The sequence below is a fragment of the Extibacter muris genome (genome assembly GCF_004345005.1).
Classification (GTDB): domain Bacteria; phylum Bacillota; class Clostridia; order Lachnospirales; family Lachnospiraceae; genus Extibacter; species Extibacter muris.
The window spans coordinates 25,201-46,064 of the sequence record NZ_SMMX01000019.1 but is presented as its reverse complement, the minus strand read 5'-3'; the positions used below and the strand labels follow the sequence as shown (position 1 = coordinate 46,064).

Here is a 20,864-nt window from a genome sequence, read left to right as displayed (position 1 = left end):
TTCAAGGCGAAAAGGGGACGGAGGTTTTTTGAAAAACCTCCGTCCCCTTTTCGCCTTGAAGTGTCCCTATTTTAACAGCAGGGCTTAAAGACCATATTCTTATATTTGTTCAATGCATAGTAGAGAACCATCCCCAGTACACCGCAGGATGCAAGCTCCCCGATACCGACTGTCAGCATCATAAGCGGAATCGGCAGGGCTACGCCGTAGCCGAAGCGCAGAACAAATGGCACGATGACGGTATTAGCCGCGATGGGAGGTAACGGTGCCAGAAACTTGTTCTTATTCCGTAGCCGGTAAGTGAATACGGCCCCAAGCAAGGTGGCGAGGCTTCCGAAGATGATGTCCGGGAGCATGGCGCCGCCGAGTATGTTTCCGATGAGGCATCCTATAAACAGACCGGGGATTGCGGCTGGAGTGAACAGTGGCAGGATGGTAAGCGATTCTGCGATTCTTACCTGTACTTCTCCGAAAGATAACGGTGCAAATACATAAGTGAGCACCACATAGATGGCAGCTATCATGGCCGCCTGTGTCATGGTAGAGATATTCTTGTTCTTCATTTTCATTCTCCTTTAGTTTTGTTTTACGTGTGGAAGGTCTCGAACACACGGTAATTGGTAGCTGCCAGACCAGTGGATACGGTATGTACAGCGATTTGTAGTATAGCACGGGCAATGTTCAAAATCAAGTAAAGTACAAAAAAAGTACAAAATGGGAGATTTTAAAGATGCCGGACGCTGCTAATGCAACTGTCCGGCTTGTATTAAGGAGAAGTTATTCTATTTTCGGTGGCTCGTCTATAACAAAACCAGTAGACTGTTTCAATGCTTCCAAAAGAGCTTCATATTCTGTCCATTCAACATAGTGCTTAAACTGATCATAGGATGCTGTAAAATCTTGCCATGTGTCATCTTCTACCATAATTAGGTGGTTAAAATCACGCATAACCTTTTCCTTCCATGCGTCATAGATGTTCTTATCAATGATACCTTTTTTGTACAAAGTAGCTGTCTCCTGCCAGGATTTTAGGAACAGCTTGATAACTGGGTCGTAAAAAGCGATTCCTTTGCAATTACTCAAATCTTTTTGCTTATGTGAACAGTCACAGTTTGCAAATAAACCGATACTAGAATCTTGTAATAAGAAAAGTTTTTTAATATATTCAGAATAGGTTGATGCGGGCCGCTCTTTGATTTTATATGGCATGTCGTCTTTTAAACCGAACAGCCAGTCGATAGAACAGTCAAATTCCCTTGCTATGTTGGCCAATAAAGGCGCAGGAGGAGTTTTAGAACCATTTTCATAGGCTGATAATGAAGCCATTGTACATCCTATTTTTTTACCGAAATCTTTTTGTGTCATCTTGACGTTTCTTCTCAATTCCTTAAGCCTTTCGCTTTTAAAAGATATATTTTTCTCCATTTTTTTTACCTTCTAATAATTATTTTGTGAGTTTATCTTTGTTTATAAATAATGTATCACTATTTAAGTTGGATGTCAACGAAAACGATAGTAAATAAATGAACATTGACAAATATATACGAACGTATATAATAAACATATAAACAAATCAGATAGGAAGGAGATTTTCACATGAATCTAAGAGCAAAGGAACGCACACAGCCTACTAATGTAAGACTGATGGACACCGAGGAACTACGAGCCTACACCAATCTGGGCCGTAACAATGCCATGAAGCTCGGCGAAGAGATTGGTGCAAAAGTCAAGATAGGCCGCCGGGTATTATGGGACAAGCGAAAGGTGGACGAGCATTTCGACTCCCTCACGGGGGTGAAATAGCATGGCAAAAAGTAAGCATAACCAAGTACATACAGGTAACCAGCCCGGCAAGGCCGATTACCATGTAGCAAGCCTTCTTCCAGTAGGGAAGGAGAAAGCTATCAGTACGGCAGAGCTTGTACGCCTCACAGGGTGCACATCTGCCAGGGAGCTGCAGCAGCATATTGCTTCAGAAAGGAAAGCAGGGGCAGTTATATGTTCCTCTTCTGCAGGCGGGTATTTCCTCCCTGCCAACCATGAGGAAATGGCGGAGTTCTGCAAGGTATTGGAGAACCGCGCCAAGAATACACTCATGGCACTGCGGAGCACCAGGCGGGCGTTGAACGTGCCAGAGGGGCAGCAGGGCATTAAGGATATGGAGGCGTTGAAAAATGGACAAGACGATGAAACAGTGTGCCCTTGAATATGCAGATATGGGGCTTGCTGTCCTTCCTATAAAACCGCCAAGAATAGGAGGGACAGCACCCGGAAAAATGCCCTACATATCAGAATGGCAGCATAAGGCATCTACAGACAGGAAACAGATCGATGACTGGTGGACACGCTGGCCGGATGCGAATATAGGGATAGCAACCGGGTGCATATCGGGCGGCCTTGTGGTCATTGACTTGGATATTGACAAGGATAGGGGAATTGATGGGTATGAGTCGTTGAAGGAATGGGAGAGAGAAAACGGAAACATGCCGGAAACGTGCCAAAGCATTACCGGGCGCGGTGGCTACCATCTCCTTTACCGAGATTCAGCCAGAAATCGAACCCGGGCAGGGCTATACGAAGGGATAGACATCCGGGGCGAGGGGGGCTATATTGTAGCACCGCCAAGCATGCATCATAATGGACGTAGATATGCGTGGGAACAGGAGCCGGGAGAGTACAGCATAGCCCAGGCGGACAGCAAGGTGATAGAATTTCTTCAAGGCCCTGTACCAGACCCGTTTAAAGGTTCGGGCTTTGAACTGCCGGACACGATACCAGAGGGGCAACGTACCGATTATATGGTGAAGATGGTGTGCAGCATGCAGGCGAAAGGGGCAAGTGATGAAGCGATAAAGGCAGCAGTAAAGGCTGAAAACAACTGCAAATGTTTCCCACCGCTTACAGATGAAGAGCTGGAAAAGGAGATATTCCCTGCACTGCAGAGATATGAAAAGGGAACGGCGCCATACACGGCGGTTTCTGATGGAGGGAGGTTCCGGCAGCAGAAGAATTACAGCCTTGCAATGGTGACAATGGAGGAAGTGGAAGAGAAGAGCCCGGAATGGCTTATTACGGATTACGTCCCTCGGTATCAGATTACGACTCTTGCGGGGGATGGCGGGGCAGGAAAGACAACTATCTGGTGTGATATAGCGGCGGCAGTCAGCAGCGGAAAGCCCTGTTTCCTTGAGAGAGGGATTCCGGAAGATTTCATCAAGTCAGAACCGGGTACGGTACTTTTCTTTTCCTCAGAGGATTCAGCAGAGTATACGCTACGTAGCAGATTGAGGAAAGCAGGGGCCGCATTAGAGAACATCCATTCCATCAGCTTGAAGGATGAGCGGTTTTCTGAGGTAAAGTTTGACAGTCCTTTTCTGGAGCGGCTGATTGAATATTATCGGCCGAAACTGGTGATATTTGACCCAATACAAAGCTTTATACCGCCAGAAATCCAGATGGGGCAGAGGAATGCCATGCGGTCATGCTTGAATCCTCTGATTGGTCTTGGTGAGAAGTACGGGTCTACCTTCCTTGTGATAGTTCATGCGAACAAACAGAGCGGGGTGTATGGACGTAAGCGTATAGCGGATAGTGCAGATATATGGGACATATCCCGTAGCGTGCTGATGGTAGGGGATACTGTGGAAAAAGGGGTACGCTATCTGTCACATGAAAAATGCAACTATGGAATGACCGGAGATACGGTACTCTTTTCCATTGAGAACGGCACGATTATAGACAAAGGCTATACAGAGAAGAAAGACCGGGAGTTTGTGAGCGAAAATACTTTCATGGCTCAGCAGAGGCCACAGAAGGAAGAGGCGAAAGAGCTTATTTTGTCATTCCTGGAAGATGGGGAAAAAGAGGTTGCTGAACTGGATGCGATGGCGGCGGCCCAGAGCATATCCAAGAATTCTATGAAAAATGCAAAAGCTGAATTAAGGAAAGAAGGAAAGATAAAATACCGAAATGCTGGAAGCGGTAGAACTTGTGACAAGAAGTTTTACATCTCTCTTATACCCAGTGAAAAAGTCAACGAGTAAAGCTGAAACCCTTATAAATACTGAATTTGTTTAACTAGAGGGGGGTCAACGAGTTAAACGAGTTAAAGCCATTAACTGGAGGGGGGCCTCTAGTTAATGGAAGCCTTATAAACAGGGCATTTGCCTTTAACTGGTTGACCAGCGGCCTGGGTATAGGAGAACCAACGAGTAAAGAGAAGGAGGGTATATGAATAAATACTGGTATGTAGTACATAACGGGACATAATATCTGATAGGCTTCTGCTATGGAGAGCCCAGACAGGACGATGAAAAGGCAATCATGAGTTGCATGGAGGAGTATTGCGATAGAAAGAAGTATCGTCTTGCATTGCTGGTGCAGGTGTTCCCGATGCTTCCCATTGTCAATCAGATTTATCCGGTAGAGCCAACGGAGGAATCCCGGTACTGCTTTGAGTGTGCATTGCAGGCAATAGAGCAGGCATAAAAAGAGCCTGCCGGAATGTGAATAGGCAGGCCCACAACTAGGGAAAACTAGATACTTTGATTGTAAAGGAGTGGGCCTAAAATGTCAAACGAAGCGAGGACGAAGCGAGGAATTTTTCAGATTGAACCAAGAGCGAAGCAAGAGGATTTTCAAATTAAAGCCCGAGCGAACCACGAGAAAAAGTTAAACGAACAACGGGCGAACTACGGAGAAAAGACAATTGAACAGCGAGTGAACAGCGAGGATTTATCCAATGAGCAGCTAGCTGCCCGGATACAGTCTGGAGTGGATACGGCTGATAACATGCTCAGGCTCTGGCAGCAGACCCGGAGATTCATCACCATGCTGGCGAAGAAGTACAGCCCTTACGCCGATATGGAGGACTTGGAGCAGGAAGGGTATATCTCCTTGTGTGAAGCCGTAAGGCACTATGATGTGGAGCAGGGTGCGCCCTTCATCAGCTATGCGGCCTTCTGGATAAGGCAGGGTATGCGTAGGTACGTAGAGAACTGCTCCGGCGTCATCAGGATCCCGGTTCATGCCCGTGAATGGGTCGGCAGATATAAGAAGATAGCCGGGGAATACCGCAAATATTATGGTGCGGAGCCGTCAGAACGGGCCTTGTGCTATCTCCTTCAGGTCAGCCGGGAGAAGCTTCATTCCATACAGGAAAGCGTCCGCATGAGCAGCATAAGCAGCTTAAGCCAGCCCATACCGGGAGAGGATGGAGGAATCACCTTCGAGGAGTGCATACCGTCTGGCGAGGATATGGAAGAGGATGTCATGAAGGGGCTGGATTCCGAAATGATGCGCCACCAGCTATGGGAGGCGGTAGACAGCCTGGAGGGAGGGCAGAGCCAGGTCATAAGGCATAGGTTCCAGGACAGGTTGACTGTGAAGGAGACGGCACAGCGCATGGACATAGGCCCGGGGAAGGCCCGGCAGATAGAACGTAAGGCAATGAGGAATCTAAGGCTGCCAAGCCGTAGCCAGAAGTTCCGGGGGTACTACGAGGAATACATGAGCGCAGCTTCAAGCCGTCATATCGGCATCGGCGAGTACGCCCGGACATGGACAAGCGAGGTTGAGCGGGATGCGCTGCACCTTTGAGATTCAGAGTTTCCAAAACAAACGAACAATTGCAACGTTGCGTTGCGATAGAGTAGGAAAAAAACAGGAAAGGCAAGCGATACCCATGCTACATGGATTGTTCTGCCCCAACATTTTCCAACATCTGACATCCGGCAAAAGGGAACATGTAGTTGTAAACAGTGGTAACACTTACATAATCGTGCCGATAGAGATGCAGGGGCGAACGGAGCATTGGGAAGGATGGGAACGCCGAAAATGATAAGATTTGCTAAGGTCTTGCTAACAAATGCTAACGTTCGGAAATAAAAGCGAGCGTTCGGATATGGAAAAATAGGGAATGGAGGATGCACAATATGAGATTGAACGTGAACAGATACAAAGAGCTGATGGAGCTGAAAGGGATAGGAAAAGAGGATATAGAGAGACAGACCGGGCTGACATTGTACACGTTAGACTGGATATTTGAGAATAAATGCTTGGAAACAAGTACGCTGGAACGGCTGGCGGTGGCAGTGGGATGCGAGACGAATGCGATAGCCCTTCCTGACCGCTACCCCAATGAGAACGTGATTGATTGGATAAAGGACAGCGAAACTGCAACGCTGAGTCTCACACAGGGCAGAACCATCACAAGGGTGATGAAGCTGGCAGAGAGCCGGCCGGAAGAGTGCAGAATCATAGCAAAGAATAAGGACGGCAGTATATGCGCCAAAGTACCGATAGGCTGGATTAAGATTAGTCCTGTCCGTAAGGCGTCAGAGGAACAAAGGGAAGGTGCAAGGAGAAGGATGAAAGAATTAAGGGAAAGAAACGTCTGTAATGTTGAAAATGCTGTTTCCTGCTTTGGTGAAATGAAGCTAAAATCAATTTAAACCCGTCAAGGGTAGAAATATATGCCTAAGGGGGTAAAATGGATTTTTGGCTTGAATTACGAGCAGAGTACATTGACAATATAATATTGCTGGAAAAGATAGGCTATGGTATAATCGGGGCAGGGAAACCAAAGCGAGGCGGCTTACCCTCTTTTCGGAGGGGTCACACCCTCCAGACGTAAGAAAGGAGGGTGCCTATGTGGTTACATATTCTGACTTGATTCAGTTTGGTATACTCATAGTTGCCCTTGTAGGTCTGTGCTATCAGATTTTCAAGGACAGAAGAAAATAGCCGCCACTACTCGCAATAGTGACGGCTTGATGTAAATTAAGCATTTAACATATTGGGGTAAGCCGCTTCCGGTTTCCCTTTTCATATATTTACTATACTACATTTATAGTAAAACATCAAGTATCACAATACTATAAATGCAGTAAACGGCTATCACAGGCTCATTTCACGAAGGTACTATTAATAGTACCACGCGTATCTGGCAGCAGGATTCAAGAATATCTTAATTTTCTGAGTCCCTAAAAGCAGTATCAGCCATTGGCCGGGCTGAAAGTTCAGCTCTATCCGGCGTAATGCTATTCTTCCTTGTCACGTTCCATAGTCTCATCAATAGCACGTATAACAAAAGAATTCATGCTTTCACCCTGCGTATCAGCATGGGCTTTGATAACTTTCTTCTGCCCCTTTGGTACTCTTATGCGGATATCCTCTACAGTTTCCTTTAAATATTTTTCATTAGCACGCTTACGAGCATCAGTATAATAACTTTTCTCTTCGGGCATAATGCACCCTCCTTTATAAAGATTCATTGGTTGCCAAAAAGTCCGAGGTTCTCCTTTATTATACTCATATTATAGCATAAGTCAATACATGTGTCCATGTACATAATAGACAAAGAATAGAGGTATGGGAACATGTAAAATTGGGTATTATGTCAATTGAAATGTATGTGCCCATGTATTATAATGTACTTACAAGGTAAGGAAAGCAAAGCGACCGAGGAAGCCGAAAGCCCTCACAAACCTGAAGCCATATACCTGTGAACGCCTGCGGGGTCGGTAATAGCCAGGAAGATTCTTCAGGGGTTGCAAGGCCACCGAACAGCTCGAAAGGCTGTGAAGCCGGGAACCATATACTTGTGAGTGAACGATTACGGAATCAATAGCCAAGAAGATGAACCTAGCCGGGGCCAGAACCTTAAGAAAACTTCAGTTTGAAAGGAGATTATGACAATGACGGAGAGAAAGATTACCAACAGATGCAGGAAGCTCAAAGAGCTGGAAGAGCAGCAGAAGGAGCTTGAACGGCAGATAGACGCCCTGAAAGCCGAAATCAAGGCAGATATGGAGAGGAAAGACCTTCAGGAGCAGAAGGTTGGCGACTATATGGTAAGGTTCACTGACGTGCTGACAAGCCGCTTTGATACCAAGGGGTTCCGGCAGGAGCATGAACGGCTTTATAGTCAGTACGTGAGACAGGTAAGCACCAAGAGATTTTCAGTAGCATAAAAATAGCCCTTGCCAGAACCGACATTCTGGCAGGGGCGGGTATAGCCGGAGCTACTCTATAAATTCAACTACATAGTAGCATATTCCCGGCAGGAAGGGCAAGACAAAAATATGGACTTGATGGAAAAATTAGAGCAAAGCATTGGAACAATCAATTCGAGATATGACTTGTCATCTCGCGATACGAGGGAAATAATAAAAAGCATGTCTGGGCCGATTGATGGCGTCTACAAGGGATTCCGATACGGATACCTGCAGGGGATGAAGGCGGCAGAGGCTAAGGTGAAGGAAAAGTCGGCCCACGAGCCGAAGTATAAGAATGAGCTGAGGCAGGCCATATACTACCACGCCAGCCATACAAAGAATGTATTCATGCTGCAGTATCTATTGCAAATTGCTGATATCTTTCGGCGCAGGTATGATGACGAAGAATATAAGAGCGTGACCAATTTAGAGAATTATCAAGCATCAGTGATATGTGATATTCTTCAATGCCAGGATGAAAACCGTGCCAGAAATGCCCGGACATTCTTAAGCAGCTATGCTTCAAATAGCGGGAGCAGAAAGGCAGGGCCATATCATGAAAGACAGCCGGGAACTCATTATGATACTTCTGACCAACAGTTCGACTGAGGAACTTTGGTATATGTACGAAAATGGAGAATGGAATGATACAGCAAAGCAGTGCTTTGTTGACGAGCTGGATAAGAGAGCATCTGCCAAAGGATAAGCACAATCTGAAAGGAGGGCAAGACAAAAGCCCCAGGGGAGCGGCAACTCCCAAGGGGCCAAAAAATAAGCATAACCCAATACACACACTGTACGGGCTATATTGATTATAACCGTCATATAGCCCAAAAGCAAGGATTATCATGCTGCAGCATGGCAGCAGGAACAGGAGGCTATAATGATAGACAGGATAGGCACAATCTATGAAGAGGCGTACAGCAAGTCCTCTACAGCGGTCAATGAGGACATGAAGCTGAGTGAAGAGATAAAGGAGCTACTGGCTGAGGCAGATGACCGCAGAAGCCTGAGCAGGGACGAGGTGGGCGACCTTGTATTCGCTGGCAGCAGCACAGGACAGGCGCAGGGATTCAGGGAGGGCTTTCGTTATGCTTTTGCATTGATGTTTGAAAGCCTTCTGGGTTAGGCGGTGGCACTATGGCAGTTGATAAAAGAGGTAGGAAGCTACCAAAAGGTATACAGCAAAGATATAATGAGTTTGAAGGGCGTTTTATGCACCAAGGCAAGAGCTACCTAGTTCATGGGAAAACGATAACAGAAACTCAGAAAAAAATGGAGGATTTAAGATATAAACTGAGGCATGGCATATTTGTCGAAAAAGAGAAGGTTACTCTGACAGAATGGAATAAGACGTGGATGGAGGAATACAAGAAGAACCGGGTAAAGATAGGGACTTACATCAACTATGAGAAATACTACCAGTCTATCATCAAGGATAGGATGGGTGGCAAATACATCTCAGATATCCGGGGAGAGCACATCCAGAAGCTATATAATGATTTGGTGAAAGAAGGGTATGCTCTATCCAGCATCAAGATTGTAGCGGCGGTGCTGAACGGATGCTTCCAGCAGGCCTTGAGGAATGGTCTGGTTGAAAGGAACCCGGTCAAGCTGGCAGAGCTACCAAGGCAGACAGAGAAGAAGAGCAGGCAGGCCATGACGAAAGAGCAGCAGGCCCTCTTCATGGAATACGCCAAAGAAAGCTACCTGTACAACTTCTTTGCAGTCATGCTCCGTACAGGCATGAGGAATGGAGAAATGCGGGGGCTTAAGTATACCGACATTGATAAAAAGGCGAAAGTCATTCATGTGCAGAGGACGTTAAAGTTGATTGAAGGTGTCGGCTACATGGAGGATACGCCAAAGACCATAGCGTCTAGAAGGGATATCCCTTTGACCGGTGATATCATATATCTGCTGGATGCACAGCGGAAATACTGGGGCTTCAAGGTGGAGAAGATGGATAGATACCTTTTCTGCAATGAGGATGGAGGGCCATTAAGCCGGGAGCGGGTGCAAGGAGAGATAGACAGAGTAATAAGACGGATAAGGGCAGCAGGCAGCGAATTTGACCGTATAACGCCCCACGTGTTCCGGCATACCTTTGCAACCAGGGCAATTGAAGCGGGGATGAAGCCCCAGGTATTAAAGACCATTCTGGGCCATAGCTCTCTGGCAATGACGATGGATTTATACAGTCATGTATTGCCGGATACCAAAGGGGAGGAGATGGAAAAGATAGCAAATGTATTTTAAAGGGCGGGAACATTCCTGCTCTTTCTTTAATGCCGTACAAAAACAGTACAAAAAAAGTACAAAATTGCAAGGCTTAACATAAACCGGCATAAAAAAGAAAAGCCCGAAAACGGCGTGTTTTCTAGGCTTAATTCTACTCTGTAAATCACCATAAATATATGGTTATAGAAGTTTTGTTTTACGTGTGGAAGGTCTCGAACACACGGTAATTGGTAGCTGCCAGACCAGTGGATACGGTATGTACAGCGATTTGTAGTATAGCATGAAGGGGAGATAAAATCAAGGAATGTCCGAAAATTGCTCTGGCAACAGAACAATTGAATATTGCTGGACAAGATAAGTAATGGTATAATCGGGGCAGGGAAACCAAAGCGAGGCGGCTTACCCTCTTTTTCGGAGGGGTCACACTCTCCAGACGTAAGAAAGGAGGGTGCCTATGTGGTTACATATTCTGATTTGATTCAGTTTAGTATACTCATAGTTGCCCTTGTTGGTCTGTGCTATCAGATTTTCAAGGACAAAAGAAAATAGCCGCTACTACTGCCATAGTGACGACTATTGTATAATAGCGTAATAGTCATTTATAGGTAAGCCGCTTCCGGTTTCCCTATTCATATATTCACTATACTATATTTATAGTAAAATATCAAGTATCGGTTACTAAAAATATAGCAAACCGCTTATACAATCTCTATTGATTAAGGTACTATTAATAGTACCACGGTTTTATACCATATCTGGCAGCAGGGTTCAAGTATTCTTAATTGAAATCCCCTATTTGGCCGGGGTGTATAATAGATGTAAATTTCAATTCACCCTCCTTGACGGATGTGTTATAATGACTACATGAATAATATAAAGGAGTTAATTGGTATGGATTTGATAACTATCAGAGAATTGTATAAAAACAGAGAAGAATATCTGGACAAGGACATTACAATCGGAGGATGGGTGCGCAGCCTGAGGGATTCCAAGGCGTTTGGATTCATTGTTGTCAATGACGGAACCTTTTTTGAACCTCTGCAGGTAGTGTACCACGATACGATGGATAATTTTGATGAGATATCCCGCCTCAACGTAGGAGCCGCTGTCATCGTGACAGGCACGCTCGTAGCTACGCCGCAGGCGAAGCAGCCATTTGAGATACAGGCAAGAGAGGTGGAGGTCGAGGGAGCATCCGCGCCAGACTACCCGCTCCAGAAGAAACGCCACAGTTTTGAATATCTGCGTACGATAGCACACCTGCGGCCGAGAACGAACACATTCCAGGCAGTATTCCGCGTGCGTTCCCTTACGGCATACGCACTCCACAGGTTCTTCCAGGAGAGAGGCTTCGTCTACGTCCATACGCCAATCATTACAGGAAGCGACTGTGAAGGTGCAGGGGAGATGTTCCGTGTCACGACGCTTGATCTTGAGGATACGCCGAAGGACGGGCAGGGAAATGTAGACTATTCCAGGGACTTCTTCGGCAAAGAGACGAGCCTGACAGTCAGCGGACAGCTCAACGGTGAGACATATGCCCAGGCGTTTCGCAATATATACACGTTCGGGCCGACGTTCAGGGCGGAGAATTCCAACACGACGCGGCATGCCGCTGAATTCTGGATGATTGAGCCGGAGATGGCATTTGCAGATCTGGATGACAATATGATGCTGGCGGAGGCGATGCTCAAGTATGTAATCAATTACGTACTGGAAAACGCGCCCGAAGAGATTAGTTTCTTTAATTCTTTTGTGGACAAGGGACTCCTTGACAGGCTGAAAAATGTCGTTTCTTCCGAATTTGCGAGGGTCACATACACGGAAGCGGTTGAGATTCTTGAGAAAAACAACGATAAGTTTGAATATAAGGTATCATGGGGAACAGACCTTCAGACCGAGCACGAACGCTATCTGACTGAAGAAGTATATAAGCGTCCGGTCTTTGTGACAGATTACCCGAAGGAGATTAAGGCGTTCTATATGAAGCAGAACGATGACGGCAGGACTGTTGCGGCGGTCGACTGCCTAGTGCCGGGAATCGGGGAGATCATAGGAGGAAGCCAGAGAGAAGACGATTATGATAAGCTGCTTGCAAGGATGAAGGAGATGGATCTCAAGGAAGAGGACTATGAATTCTACCTCGACCTCAGAAGATATGGTTCTACAAGACATTCCGGATTCGGGCTCGGATTCGAACGGTGTATCATGTATCTGACGGGCATGGGCAATATCCGTGACGTCATACCGTTCCCGAGAACAGTCAACAACTGCGAGCTGTAAGTTGCCTGGAGGGTAAGTATGAATATATTAGTAGTAGATGATGAAAAGGAAATCGCAGATGTAATAGAACTTTATCTGCAGAGCGACCAGTACGATGTACACAAATGCTATACAGGGCAGGAGGCGCTCGATTACATCGGCAGCATGAAGATTGATTTGGCTATACTGGATATTATGCTTCCGGACATAGACGGATTCCAGATTCTGAAGCAGATTCGTGAGAAGTATACATTTCCGGTCATAATGCTGACAGCTAAGACAGAATATATGGACAAGATAACGGGGCTCACGATGGGGGCGGACGACTATATTCCAAAGCCGTTCAACCCGCTGGAGCTCGTGGCCCGTGTGAAGGCACAGCTGAGGCGGTGTACACAATATAACGACGGAAGCAGGGAAGAGGGAGATATCCTGGATTTCGGGGGGCTCTTCCTGAACCGGACGTCGCATGAGTGCGTCTATAATGAAGTTCCACTCACGCTTACGCCGATTGAATTTGATATACTCTGGCTGCTCTGCGAGAACAGAGGCAAGGTTATCAGTTCAGAAGAACTGTTTGAAAAGGTGTGGAATGAACAATATTATAAGAACAGCAACAATACGGTGATGGTGCATATCAGGCATCTGAGGGAGAAGATGAGCGCGCCCACCGGAAAAACCGATTTCATCAAGACAGTATGGGGAGTAGGTTATAAGGTTGAAGAATAATTACCGGAAGTTAAAATTCAGTATCCTGCTGCAGACGGTGCTGGTCACAGCACTGACTGTTTTGGTGGGCGGATTTATACTGAATTATGTGATTGACGGTATCTATAACGACAGCTTTGCCAAGACATTCGTCAGTATGATGATGCATCTGAATATGGAAGAGCAGACGGCGATCGATTTATATTGGAGGCTCATTGGAAACAATAAGACCTTCTTTATGATAGTTGGTTTTCTGCTCTTATTTGCTTTATTCTTCTACGTGGCGCTTTCAAAGATGACAAAATATCTGGACCAGGTAGGCGAGGGGATTGAGAACATACTGTCTGATTCCACCGAGCCAATCCGCCTCATCACAGAACTGAAGCCGATCGAAATCAGGCTGAATGAGATCAAAGCTACGCTGAAGCGGCAGGAGCTGGAAGCGGAGGAGGGGGAAAAGAAGAAGAATGACCTCGTCGTGTTCCTGGCCCATGACCTGAAGACGCCTCTCACCTCCATCGTGGCTTATCTGACAATGCTGGACAGCCATCCGGATATGACAGAAGAAGAACGTGCAAAGTATATCCACGTATCGCTGGAAAAGTCTATCCGGCTGGGCGAGCTTATCAATGAGTTTTTTGATATTACAAGATATAACCTTCAGGATATTGAGCTGGAACCGATAGAAATCAACTTGTCCATGATGATTGAGCAGCTGGCAGATGAACTCTACGGGGTGCTGCAGGAGAAGCAGCTGGCTTGTGAAGTGCAGGTAGAGGAGAATCTGGTAGTATATGGGGATCCCGATAAGCTGGCACGCGTCTTTGACAACTTGCTGAGAAATGCGATAGCATATTGTTATGAATATACAAAGATACAGATCAGCGCACAGATGAAGCGGGGAGATATTGAGATAATATTTACCAATGAAGGCGATAAGATACCCGGGACGATGCTTCAGACGATATTTGAAAAATTCTACCGGGTGGATGGCTCCAGGTCGAGCGGCACCGGAGGCGCGGGACTTGGCCTGGCTATAGCAAAGGAAATCGTAGAACTTCACGGAGGATTGATCCGTGCGAAAAGTGATGACATAAAGACGCAGTTTATCGTGACGCTGCCGTCTAAGAACATAGAGGAAGAAGGAGCAGCAGATGAAGTTCATACACATCGCAGACATACATTTAGGAGCAAGTCCGGACGCAGGAAACGCATACAGCAAAAGCAGGGCACAGGAGATATGGAATAGTTTTGCGGGCATAATTGAACAGTGCAGGGCCGAAGAGGCGGACGTCCTTCTGATTGCGGGCGATCTGTTCCACCGGCAGCCGCTTCTTCGGGAACTGAAAGAAGTGAACTTTCTGTTCGCGGGCATACCTGATACAGAAGTATTTATCATAGCGGGCAACCACGATTATCTGAAAAAAGATTCCTATTACCGGACATTTTCCTGGGCGGAGAATGTACATATGATACTGAGTGAACATATGACGTGTGTGGAACTTCCGCGGCTCAATCTGGCCGTATACGGACAGAGTTATGTTCAGAAGGAAAACGCCGACAGAATTGGCAGTGAAGCGGTCCCGCTGAGAAAGCAGAAATATGAAATTCTATTGGCCCACGGCGGCGATGATAAGCACATGCCGTTCAGAGTGGGTGAGATTGCGAAACTGGGATATGATTATGCGGCTTTCGGCCATATCCACAGGCCGCAGGAGCTTATACCAAACAGGGCGTATTTCAGCGGCGCCCTGGAACCGATTGATAAGAATGATACCGGAACCCATGGATACGTTGTGGGAGAGATTGCGGACGAAGTCTGTAAGACCTCTTTTGTACCGTGCGCTGTGAGAGACTATGTACATATGGACATACCGGTGACAGAAAATATGACCGGATACGGCGTGCGTGAGGCGATACAGAGCGCGATTGAAAATAACGGAATCCAGAACATATACAAAATAATACTGACGGGACAGAGAGACCCGGAAATATTATTTGATTTGACTAACATGGATACTTACGGAAATATCATTGAGATCGCGGACAATACGAAACCGGCATATGATTTTGATAAATTGTACGAACAGAACAAGGGGAATCTCCTCGGAAAGTTTATTCAGAATCTGAACAATGGGGACAAGGAAAGTATCGAATACCGTGCGCTGTGCGAAGGCGTGCAGGCGTTGATGGAGACGAGAAGAGGCTTTAAATGAGAATTCAGGAACTGATTGTAAAGAATTTTGGAAAAATAAAAGACAAAAATGTGGAACTGTCCGATGGCGTCAACCTGTTCTATGGAGAGAATGAGTCCGGGAAGTCCACCTTACATACGTTTATAAAAAGCATGCTGTTCGGGCTTGAGCGGGGGCGGGGAAGAGCCTCCGTGAATGACACGTTCAGCATGTACGAACCGTGGGAGAATCCCAACTATTATTCTGGTATGCTGAAGTTTGAAAGCGGAGGGAAGAGATTCTGCCTCAGCAGGAACTTTGACAGATATTCCAGGAATGCAGAGCTCATATGCGAAGATGACGGGGAAGAGCTGTCTGTAGCCGATGGGGATTTGGAGATGATTCTTGGAGGGCTAGCCGCGTCCGGCTATGAGAACACAGTATCCATAGGCCAGCTGAAAGCAGAACCGGGGCAGCCGCTTGCGGCTGAACTGAAAAACTACGCGTCGAATTACTATGCCACCGGCAACAGCGACATCAATCTCGAAAAGGCGACCGGCGCTCTCAGGGCCAGGCTCCGCGAGCAGGAGCGGGAAGCCAAGGAGGCCCTGGAGAAAAAGCACCGCACAAGAGAGAAGATAGAACTGGAGGCTTCCTATGTATGGCGTGATGTCCACCGTCTGGAGGGGGAGCAGGAGCGTATCAGCGCGGAACTGGAGTACAGGAGGGAAAAAGAGCGCCGCAGCCGGGAAGAGCCGGATAACAAGCGCGTCCTGGATGAACTGCGCCCGAACAAATGGCGCATCCATCCGCTTGAAATAATCCTCTTTTCCATTGTCGTTATATTTGCCTTTGTGTTTATACCGAGGCCGTGGAACTACCTTGTGGCAATTATACTTTTTCTCCTGAGCGGAATCTATGTGTGGAACCGCATGAAGGTCGATAAAAGAGCGGTCAAGACTGAGCCTGAGATTATTCTGGAGGAAATAACGCCGGAGGAGGAGAAGATACCGCTGGAGAAGCTTCGATGGGAAATGAGTCATGTCTGTGAAGAGCTGCGTGAGAGGCGGGTGCAGTATGACAATCTGAAGGAACAGCTTGAGGAACTGGACGAAGTGAGCGATACGTCCAGAGAGCAGGACAGGGACATCCGGGCGGTCAGGCTTGCCATGGAGAAGATAAACGAACTGGCAGCCAGAATGCAGGACGAGCTGGAGCAGAAGCTGGACGACAAGGCGTCTGAGATAATGAATGAAATTACGGGCGGCAAGTATACGAAGCTTGTGGTGGAGGACAATTTACATATGAACCTGATTTCAGAGGGCAGGAAAATACCGGTTGAACAGGTGAGTCGCGGCACTGTAGAGCAGACGTACTTTGCCCTTCGTATGGCGTCGGCCGGGCTGCTCTATGAGGAGGAGTATCCGGTGATTCTGGACGATACCTTTGCATACTACGATGACGTACGGCTGGAAAATACGCTCAGGTGGCTTGCCGAAAATAAAAGACAGATTATCATATTTACATGCCAGAAACGGGAAGAACACATACTGAACCGGCTGGGGATTAGATTCAAAGAACTATTACCCTAAAAAAGTATGGCTTATGAAAAAATCCACTGCAGGACAGAAAAAGTATCTGTCCATGCAGCGGATTCTAAAATAATAGTTATAACAGCAATTTTCATATTACTTTTCTATAAAGCAAGTTTTAAAATATTTACGAATTCGTCCACATGTAATGGAATATAGTGTCCAACTGGATTCTGATTGTTATTAGTTGCCCGGTTAGCCATTTCTTCAAAGTGTTTGTCATCAATATTTAATTCTTTCAAAGTTGTTTTCAAATTCAGGGATTTGAAAAATTGTTCTAATTTATCGGCAAGAATATATGCCATTTCAGTTTCAGTATAGTTATAAGTATCAACATCAAATACACGTGCAGAAAGCTGTGCAAGTTTTGCAGGTTTAGCGTCCGCCATATACCGGCACCAAGCTACAAGAACAACAGCCATTCCTTCACCGTGAGTAATTCCATACAGGGCGCTGAGTTCATGTTCAATTCTGTGAGAACCCCAGTCAGCTACACGTCCCGTATCAAGAATACCATTGTGAGCAATAGAAGCAAGCCACTGCACTTCTGCACGGGCATTATAATTTTGTGGGTCTTTCATCAGGCGTTCAGCATTTACCATGATTGCTTTGACTGCGCCTTCAATCATATAATCTGTCGTATCTACATTCGGTACATCTGTAAAATATCTTTCTAGCAGATGAGAAAGAATATCTGCACATCCGCAGGAAGTCTGATAAGCAGGAAGTCCCAGTGTATACCGTGGGTTCATAATTGCAAATTTCGGAATAATCATATCATCCTCAAAGCCCATTTTTAACAGTCCGTTTGATATGATAGAACAATTGGATGTCTCAGAACCGCTGGCAGGCAATGTAGTAATGGCACCAACTGGAAGTGCTTTTTCAGGAGAAGCAGTACCGTCAAAGAAGTCCCAGACATCTCCGTCATATGGAATACCAAGAGCAACTGCTTTGGCAGTATCCATAGAACTTCCGCCGCCGATTGCAAGAATGAAGTCAACGGACTGTGCCTTTCCTTTTTCTATCAGTTCACGCACTAATTCAATCTTTGGATTTGGAACAACTTTGGAACATTTTGTAAATGTGATGTTTAGCTTATCACAGGCATTTTTTACAACGTCCCAGATTCCAAGGTCTTTAATAAACTCACCGCTGTATACCAATAATAAAGAAGAAACATGATACTCCTGAAGTAAAGCGTATACTTCATTTTCAGAGCCGTCTCCAAAAAGAATTCTTGCAGGGTTTTTATGTGTAAAATTTATCATAATGTAAATAAAGCCTCCTAATACTTATTAACAGTATCGAATGGGGAGGTTGCAATTTTTGAGAGTTTCTTCCCAGACTTCAGGAAGTTTTCTATCAGAAATTACAAGATTAATATTTTCTAATTTGGTAATAACATAGTCTGCTGTGTCAGAGAATTTTGTGTGATCCGCAATTAGAAAATGCTGACGGGAATGTTCAATATAGGATTTACGAATTTGACTTTCATTCAGATTATTATCGACAAGTCCATGAGTTAAGTCAACAGCCGGACAACTAATAAAACATTTATCTGCAAGATAGTGAGAAAGAGCATCTGTTGCTTGGTATCCAACAAAGGAGCTGGCTCTCTGACGGAAAGAACCACCGATTGCAATTAATTTTACAGCAGAAGACTGTTTACCAAATAAATTAAAGATTCGCAAAGAGTTGGTGATAATGGTCACTTTTATATTTGTTATAAATAACTGCTGGGCTAAGGTAAGGCAGGTAGTACTGCAATCCAGCATAATGGTGTCATTTTCCTTAATATAGTTTTTAATTGTGTAAGAAGCCAGTTCTTCTTTTTCCTTTGAAAGAAAAGTTTCACGCAGATAAGTCGGTGCTCCCTTATCATCTGCATCCGGCAAAAATGCACCGCCATGAATTCTTTTTAATTTATTGTGGGCTTCCAGGTCTTTTAAATCCCGCCTTATTGTTTCTTCGCTGCAATTTAATTTTAAACTCATATCTGAAATAAGAACACTTCCATACATATGAAGTTCTTTTTCAATAAATTTCTGTCTGTCGATCTTAAGCATAATTATCAAATTCCTCCTAAGAATATTTGCTGTGTGATATGTAAATTATGATGATGTTAAAATAGTATCACGTATAAACGATAAAATCAACATTTTTTTGTGTAAAAACCGTCAAAATGCATATAAAATACAATTATAATAACAATATTTCAAAAAATATAACAATAAATGTTGACATATATGAATTAATGTTGTAATTTGTGGTTAGTAAAGAATGTGAAAAGGAGGACAGAAAGGGAAAGATTTTAGAATATTTGTTGGGTGTGTGAATGAAATTGTGATAGTTTTTGAAAACTGTTAAAAGAAAGGAAAGAGAAAAATGAATAATAATTCAAACAAACAGGGCAGCTTTTGGGGTCTGGCACCTTTGGTAATTTTTTTGATTGTTTACTTTGCAATGGGGCTTGGAACTAAAGACTTTAATAATTTAATAAAAATTATATATGTCTTTTTGACTATCTTTTTATATCTTCTTAAATGTCCGCAAAGCCTTATTTTATCGGCTCTACGGGCATTTTGCTTTTGTGGTAAACCTCACATATCTAGGTCTATCTTCTTATATTTTCGCTATCAAGCGTGGTTAAAATCGTGGTAAATACTTCTTATGCGATTAGACGCTGAACCTCTGATTTTGCGGTATCTATGGACGCATGAGCATACCAGTTCATTGTGATACTGATATTTGAATGCCCCATGATATACTGTAAATCTTTCGGGTTCATGTTCTTGCTTGCCAATCTTGTGCAGAATGTATGGCGTAGTGTATGTGGCGTGATATGTGGCAAAGGGTTATCCTTATGGTGCTTGTTGTATTTCTTTACCATACGGACAAAAAGCATATTGTAATCAATCGCAACTTTGGGCTTGCCTTTATGATTGACAAATAGAAAGTTGCCCCTTCCGTCTATCACAAATGGTTCTGCCTTTGGGCGTTTCTTCATAACCCGTTGAAATGCCTGTATCGTTTCTCTGCTTAATGGCACTTGCCTTGTTCCGCTTTTGGTCTTAGGTGTTTCAATATAATAGCCCTGTTCTTTGCTCTTTAATAACTGGTGGTCGATAATCACAACCTCATGGATAAAATCAACGTCCATGATTGTCAGTCCGCACAGTTCCGAGATACGAAGTCCTGTTTTTAACAGTATCAGCACATCATCATAATACTTGTGATACACGTTGTCCGTCTTGATGAATGAGAGTAGGGCTTGTTCCTGTTCCTCTGTCAATGCGACTTTCTCTTTGGTATCATTTTCTAGGACTTCACTTAACTTGAAATCAAAAGGGTTTTTCCTTACACAATCGTCTTGTATGGCGATATAGAATGACGCTTTTAACGAGCGTTTATGGTTGTTAATGGTATTATAGGAAAAGCCTTTGTCTTTCATGCGTAACGCCCATTCCTTAGCGTCAGAGGGTTTTATCGTATCAATGCTCCTAGCACCTAACTTGTCCTCTTTCAATAACCGCATGAGCTGTTCCCGTTGTTTCTGTGTGCTTTTCTTCACATTTGCCCTCTGTGCGTTCTGTTTGGCGTAGAGTTGGCAAAGCGTCATTTTCTTGCCTGTGCTGTCGATACCGTCCTCAATATCCCGTCTTATCTGCTGTTCCAGTTCACGAAGTGAGGGTTTTTCCCGTTTTCCCTTTGGTGTCGGGTCTGTGGGTGTCAATCTCCAAGCATACACATATTTTGTGTTTCCAAATGCGTCCACATATTTATATAAGTATTTCCCGTCTGTTCGTTGGCTCTCTCCAGTATGCAGGATACGTCCTTTGCTATCCCGTCTTTTTTCTTTCATGGTGTCTGCTCCTTTCCTTGTTGGA

The 20,864-nt window shown here is 45.0% G+C and carries 22 protein-coding genes; 16 read left to right on the top strand and 6 right to left on the bottom strand.

Annotated features, from left to right (window positions below):
* Window positions 1-71 precede the first annotated feature (71 nt).
* On the bottom strand, window positions 72-563 hold the full coding sequence (locus E1963_RS16625) for a QueT transporter family protein (RefSeq protein WP_132280408.1): 492 nt from the start codon (window positions 561-563) through the stop codon (window positions 72-74).
* A 214-nt stretch (window positions 564-777) separates the two neighbouring features.
* Window positions 778-1,425: a helix-turn-helix domain-containing protein gene (locus tag E1963_RS16620; RefSeq protein WP_132280405.1), complete on the bottom strand. Its 648-nt coding sequence runs from the start codon at window positions 1,423-1,425 to the stop codon at window positions 778-780.
* Window positions 1,426-1,596: 171 nt separating this feature from the next.
* Here E1963_RS16620 and E1963_RS16615 point away from each other — a divergent pair, with 171 nt between their 5' ends.
* The 7 genes from E1963_RS16615 (at window position 1,597) to E1963_RS20815 (ending at window position 6,744) form a co-directional block, all read left to right on the top strand.
* Window positions 1,597-1,803, top strand: coding sequence for a hypothetical protein (locus E1963_RS16615; protein ID WP_132280402.1), 207 nt, complete (start codon window positions 1,597-1,599; stop codon window positions 1,801-1,803).
* 1 nt (window position 1,804) lies between these two features.
* Window positions 1,805-2,206, top strand: coding sequence for a hypothetical protein (locus E1963_RS16610; RefSeq protein ID WP_132280399.1), 402 nt, complete (start codon window positions 1,805-1,807; stop codon window positions 2,204-2,206).
* Window positions 2,175-4,043, top strand: coding sequence for a bifunctional DNA primase/polymerase (locus tag E1963_RS16605; RefSeq protein WP_132280396.1), 1,869 nt, complete (start codon window positions 2,175-2,177; stop codon window positions 4,041-4,043). The genes E1963_RS16610 and E1963_RS16605 overlap by 32 nt, the downstream gene beginning before the upstream one ends.
* A 280-nt stretch (window positions 4,044-4,323) precedes the next feature.
* The gene (locus E1963_RS19815; protein ID WP_167482231.1) at window positions 4,324-4,488 is read left to right on the top strand and encodes a hypothetical protein; all 165 of its coding nucleotides are present in this window, start codon (window positions 4,324-4,326) and stop codon (window positions 4,486-4,488) included.
* 81 nt (window positions 4,489-4,569) lie between these two features.
* Entirely contained in the window at window positions 4,570-5,598 is a 1,029-nt protein-coding gene (locus E1963_RS16600; RefSeq protein ID WP_132280393.1) for a sigma-70 family RNA polymerase sigma factor, read from the top strand.
* A 335-nt stretch (window positions 5,599-5,933) separates the two neighbouring features.
* Window positions 5,934-6,452, top strand: coding sequence for a hypothetical protein (locus E1963_RS20190; protein WP_201272057.1), 519 nt, complete (start codon window positions 5,934-5,936; stop codon window positions 6,450-6,452).
* A gap of 199 nt (window positions 6,453-6,651) precedes the next feature.
* Complete coding sequence (locus E1963_RS20815) at window positions 6,652-6,744, top strand: putative holin-like toxin (protein WP_243117774.1); 93 nt, start codon at window positions 6,652-6,654, stop codon at window positions 6,742-6,744.
* Between the two features lie 296 nt (window positions 6,745-7,040).
* Here the strand turns inward: E1963_RS20815 and E1963_RS16590 are convergent, their stop codons facing one another.
* Window positions 7,041-7,247 (bottom strand): DUF1778 domain-containing protein, encoded by a 207-nt coding sequence (locus E1963_RS16590; protein WP_132280390.1) that lies wholly within the window; start codon window positions 7,245-7,247, stop codon window positions 7,041-7,043.
* Between the two features lie 450 nt (window positions 7,248-7,697).
* Between E1963_RS16590 and E1963_RS16585 the strand changes: the two genes are divergently transcribed.
* The 9 genes from E1963_RS16585 to E1963_RS16540 all read left to right on the top strand — a co-directional run bounded on the left by E1963_RS16585 (window position 7,698) and on the right by E1963_RS16540 (window position 16,974).
* Window positions 7,698-7,973, top strand: a complete 276-nt coding sequence (locus E1963_RS16585; RefSeq protein ID WP_132280387.1) for a hypothetical protein — start codon at window positions 7,698-7,700, stop codon at window positions 7,971-7,973.
* Between the two features lie 120 nt (window positions 7,974-8,093).
* Window positions 8,094-8,606 carry a hypothetical protein gene (locus tag E1963_RS16580; RefSeq protein ID WP_145964197.1) on the top strand — a complete coding sequence of 171 codons (513 nt, stop codon included), beginning with the start codon at window positions 8,094-8,096 and terminating at the stop codon, window positions 8,604-8,606.
* Window positions 8,607-8,880: 274 nt separating this feature from the next.
* Entirely contained in the window at window positions 8,881-9,126 is a 246-nt protein-coding gene (locus E1963_RS16575) for a hypothetical protein (RefSeq protein WP_132280381.1), read from the top strand.
* A 146-nt stretch (window positions 9,127-9,272) separates the two neighbouring features.
* Window positions 9,273-10,256, top strand: a complete 984-nt coding sequence (locus E1963_RS16570) for a tyrosine-type recombinase/integrase (RefSeq protein WP_243117773.1) — start codon at window positions 9,273-9,275, stop codon at window positions 10,254-10,256.
* An 873-nt stretch (window positions 10,257-11,129) separates the two neighbouring features.
* A complete protein-coding gene (asnS, locus tag E1963_RS16560; RefSeq protein WP_132280372.1) occupies window positions 11,130-12,521 on the top strand; it encodes an asparagine--tRNA ligase in 1,392 nt (463 codons plus the stop codon).
* Window positions 12,522-12,539: 18 nt separating this feature from the next.
* On the top strand, window positions 12,540-13,229 hold the full coding sequence (gene vanR / locus E1963_RS16555; protein WP_132280369.1) for a VanR-ABDEGLN family response regulator transcription factor: 690 nt from the start codon (window positions 12,540-12,542) through the stop codon (window positions 13,227-13,229).
* Window positions 13,219-14,457, top strand: a complete 1,239-nt coding sequence (locus E1963_RS16550; protein ID WP_132280366.1) for a sensor histidine kinase — start codon at window positions 13,219-13,221, stop codon at window positions 14,455-14,457. Before vanR ends, E1963_RS16550 begins: the two co-directional genes overlap by 11 nt.
* Entirely contained in the window at window positions 14,363-15,424 is a 1,062-nt protein-coding gene (locus E1963_RS16545) for a metallophosphoesterase family protein (protein ID WP_132280363.1), read from the top strand. Before E1963_RS16550 ends, E1963_RS16545 begins: the two co-directional genes overlap by 95 nt.
* Complete coding sequence (locus tag E1963_RS16540) at window positions 15,421-16,974, top strand: ATP-binding protein (protein WP_132280360.1); 1,554 nt, start codon at window positions 15,421-15,423, stop codon at window positions 16,972-16,974. The genes E1963_RS16545 and E1963_RS16540 overlap by 4 nt, the downstream gene beginning before the upstream one ends.
* 104 nt (window positions 16,975-17,078) lie before the next feature.
* On the opposite strand, the gene E1963_RS16535 is transcribed toward E1963_RS16540, so the two are convergent.
* The 3 genes from E1963_RS16535 to E1963_RS16520 all read right to left on the bottom strand — a co-directional run bounded on the left by E1963_RS16535 (window position 17,079) and on the right by E1963_RS16520 (window position 20,839).
* Window positions 17,079-18,245, bottom strand: a complete 1,167-nt coding sequence (locus E1963_RS16535) for an iron-containing alcohol dehydrogenase (RefSeq protein ID WP_132280357.1) — start codon at window positions 18,243-18,245, stop codon at window positions 17,079-17,081.
* A gap of 27 nt (window positions 18,246-18,272) precedes the next feature.
* Complete coding sequence (locus E1963_RS16530) at window positions 18,273-19,043, bottom strand: DeoR/GlpR family DNA-binding transcription regulator (RefSeq protein WP_132280354.1); 771 nt, start codon at window positions 19,041-19,043, stop codon at window positions 18,273-18,275.
* Window positions 19,044-19,645: 602 nt separating this feature from the next.
* Window positions 19,646-20,839: a site-specific integrase gene (locus E1963_RS16520; RefSeq protein WP_132280351.1), complete on the bottom strand. Its 1,194-nt coding sequence runs from the start codon at window positions 20,837-20,839 to the stop codon at window positions 19,646-19,648.
* Window positions 20,840-20,864: the final 25 nt, after the last annotated feature.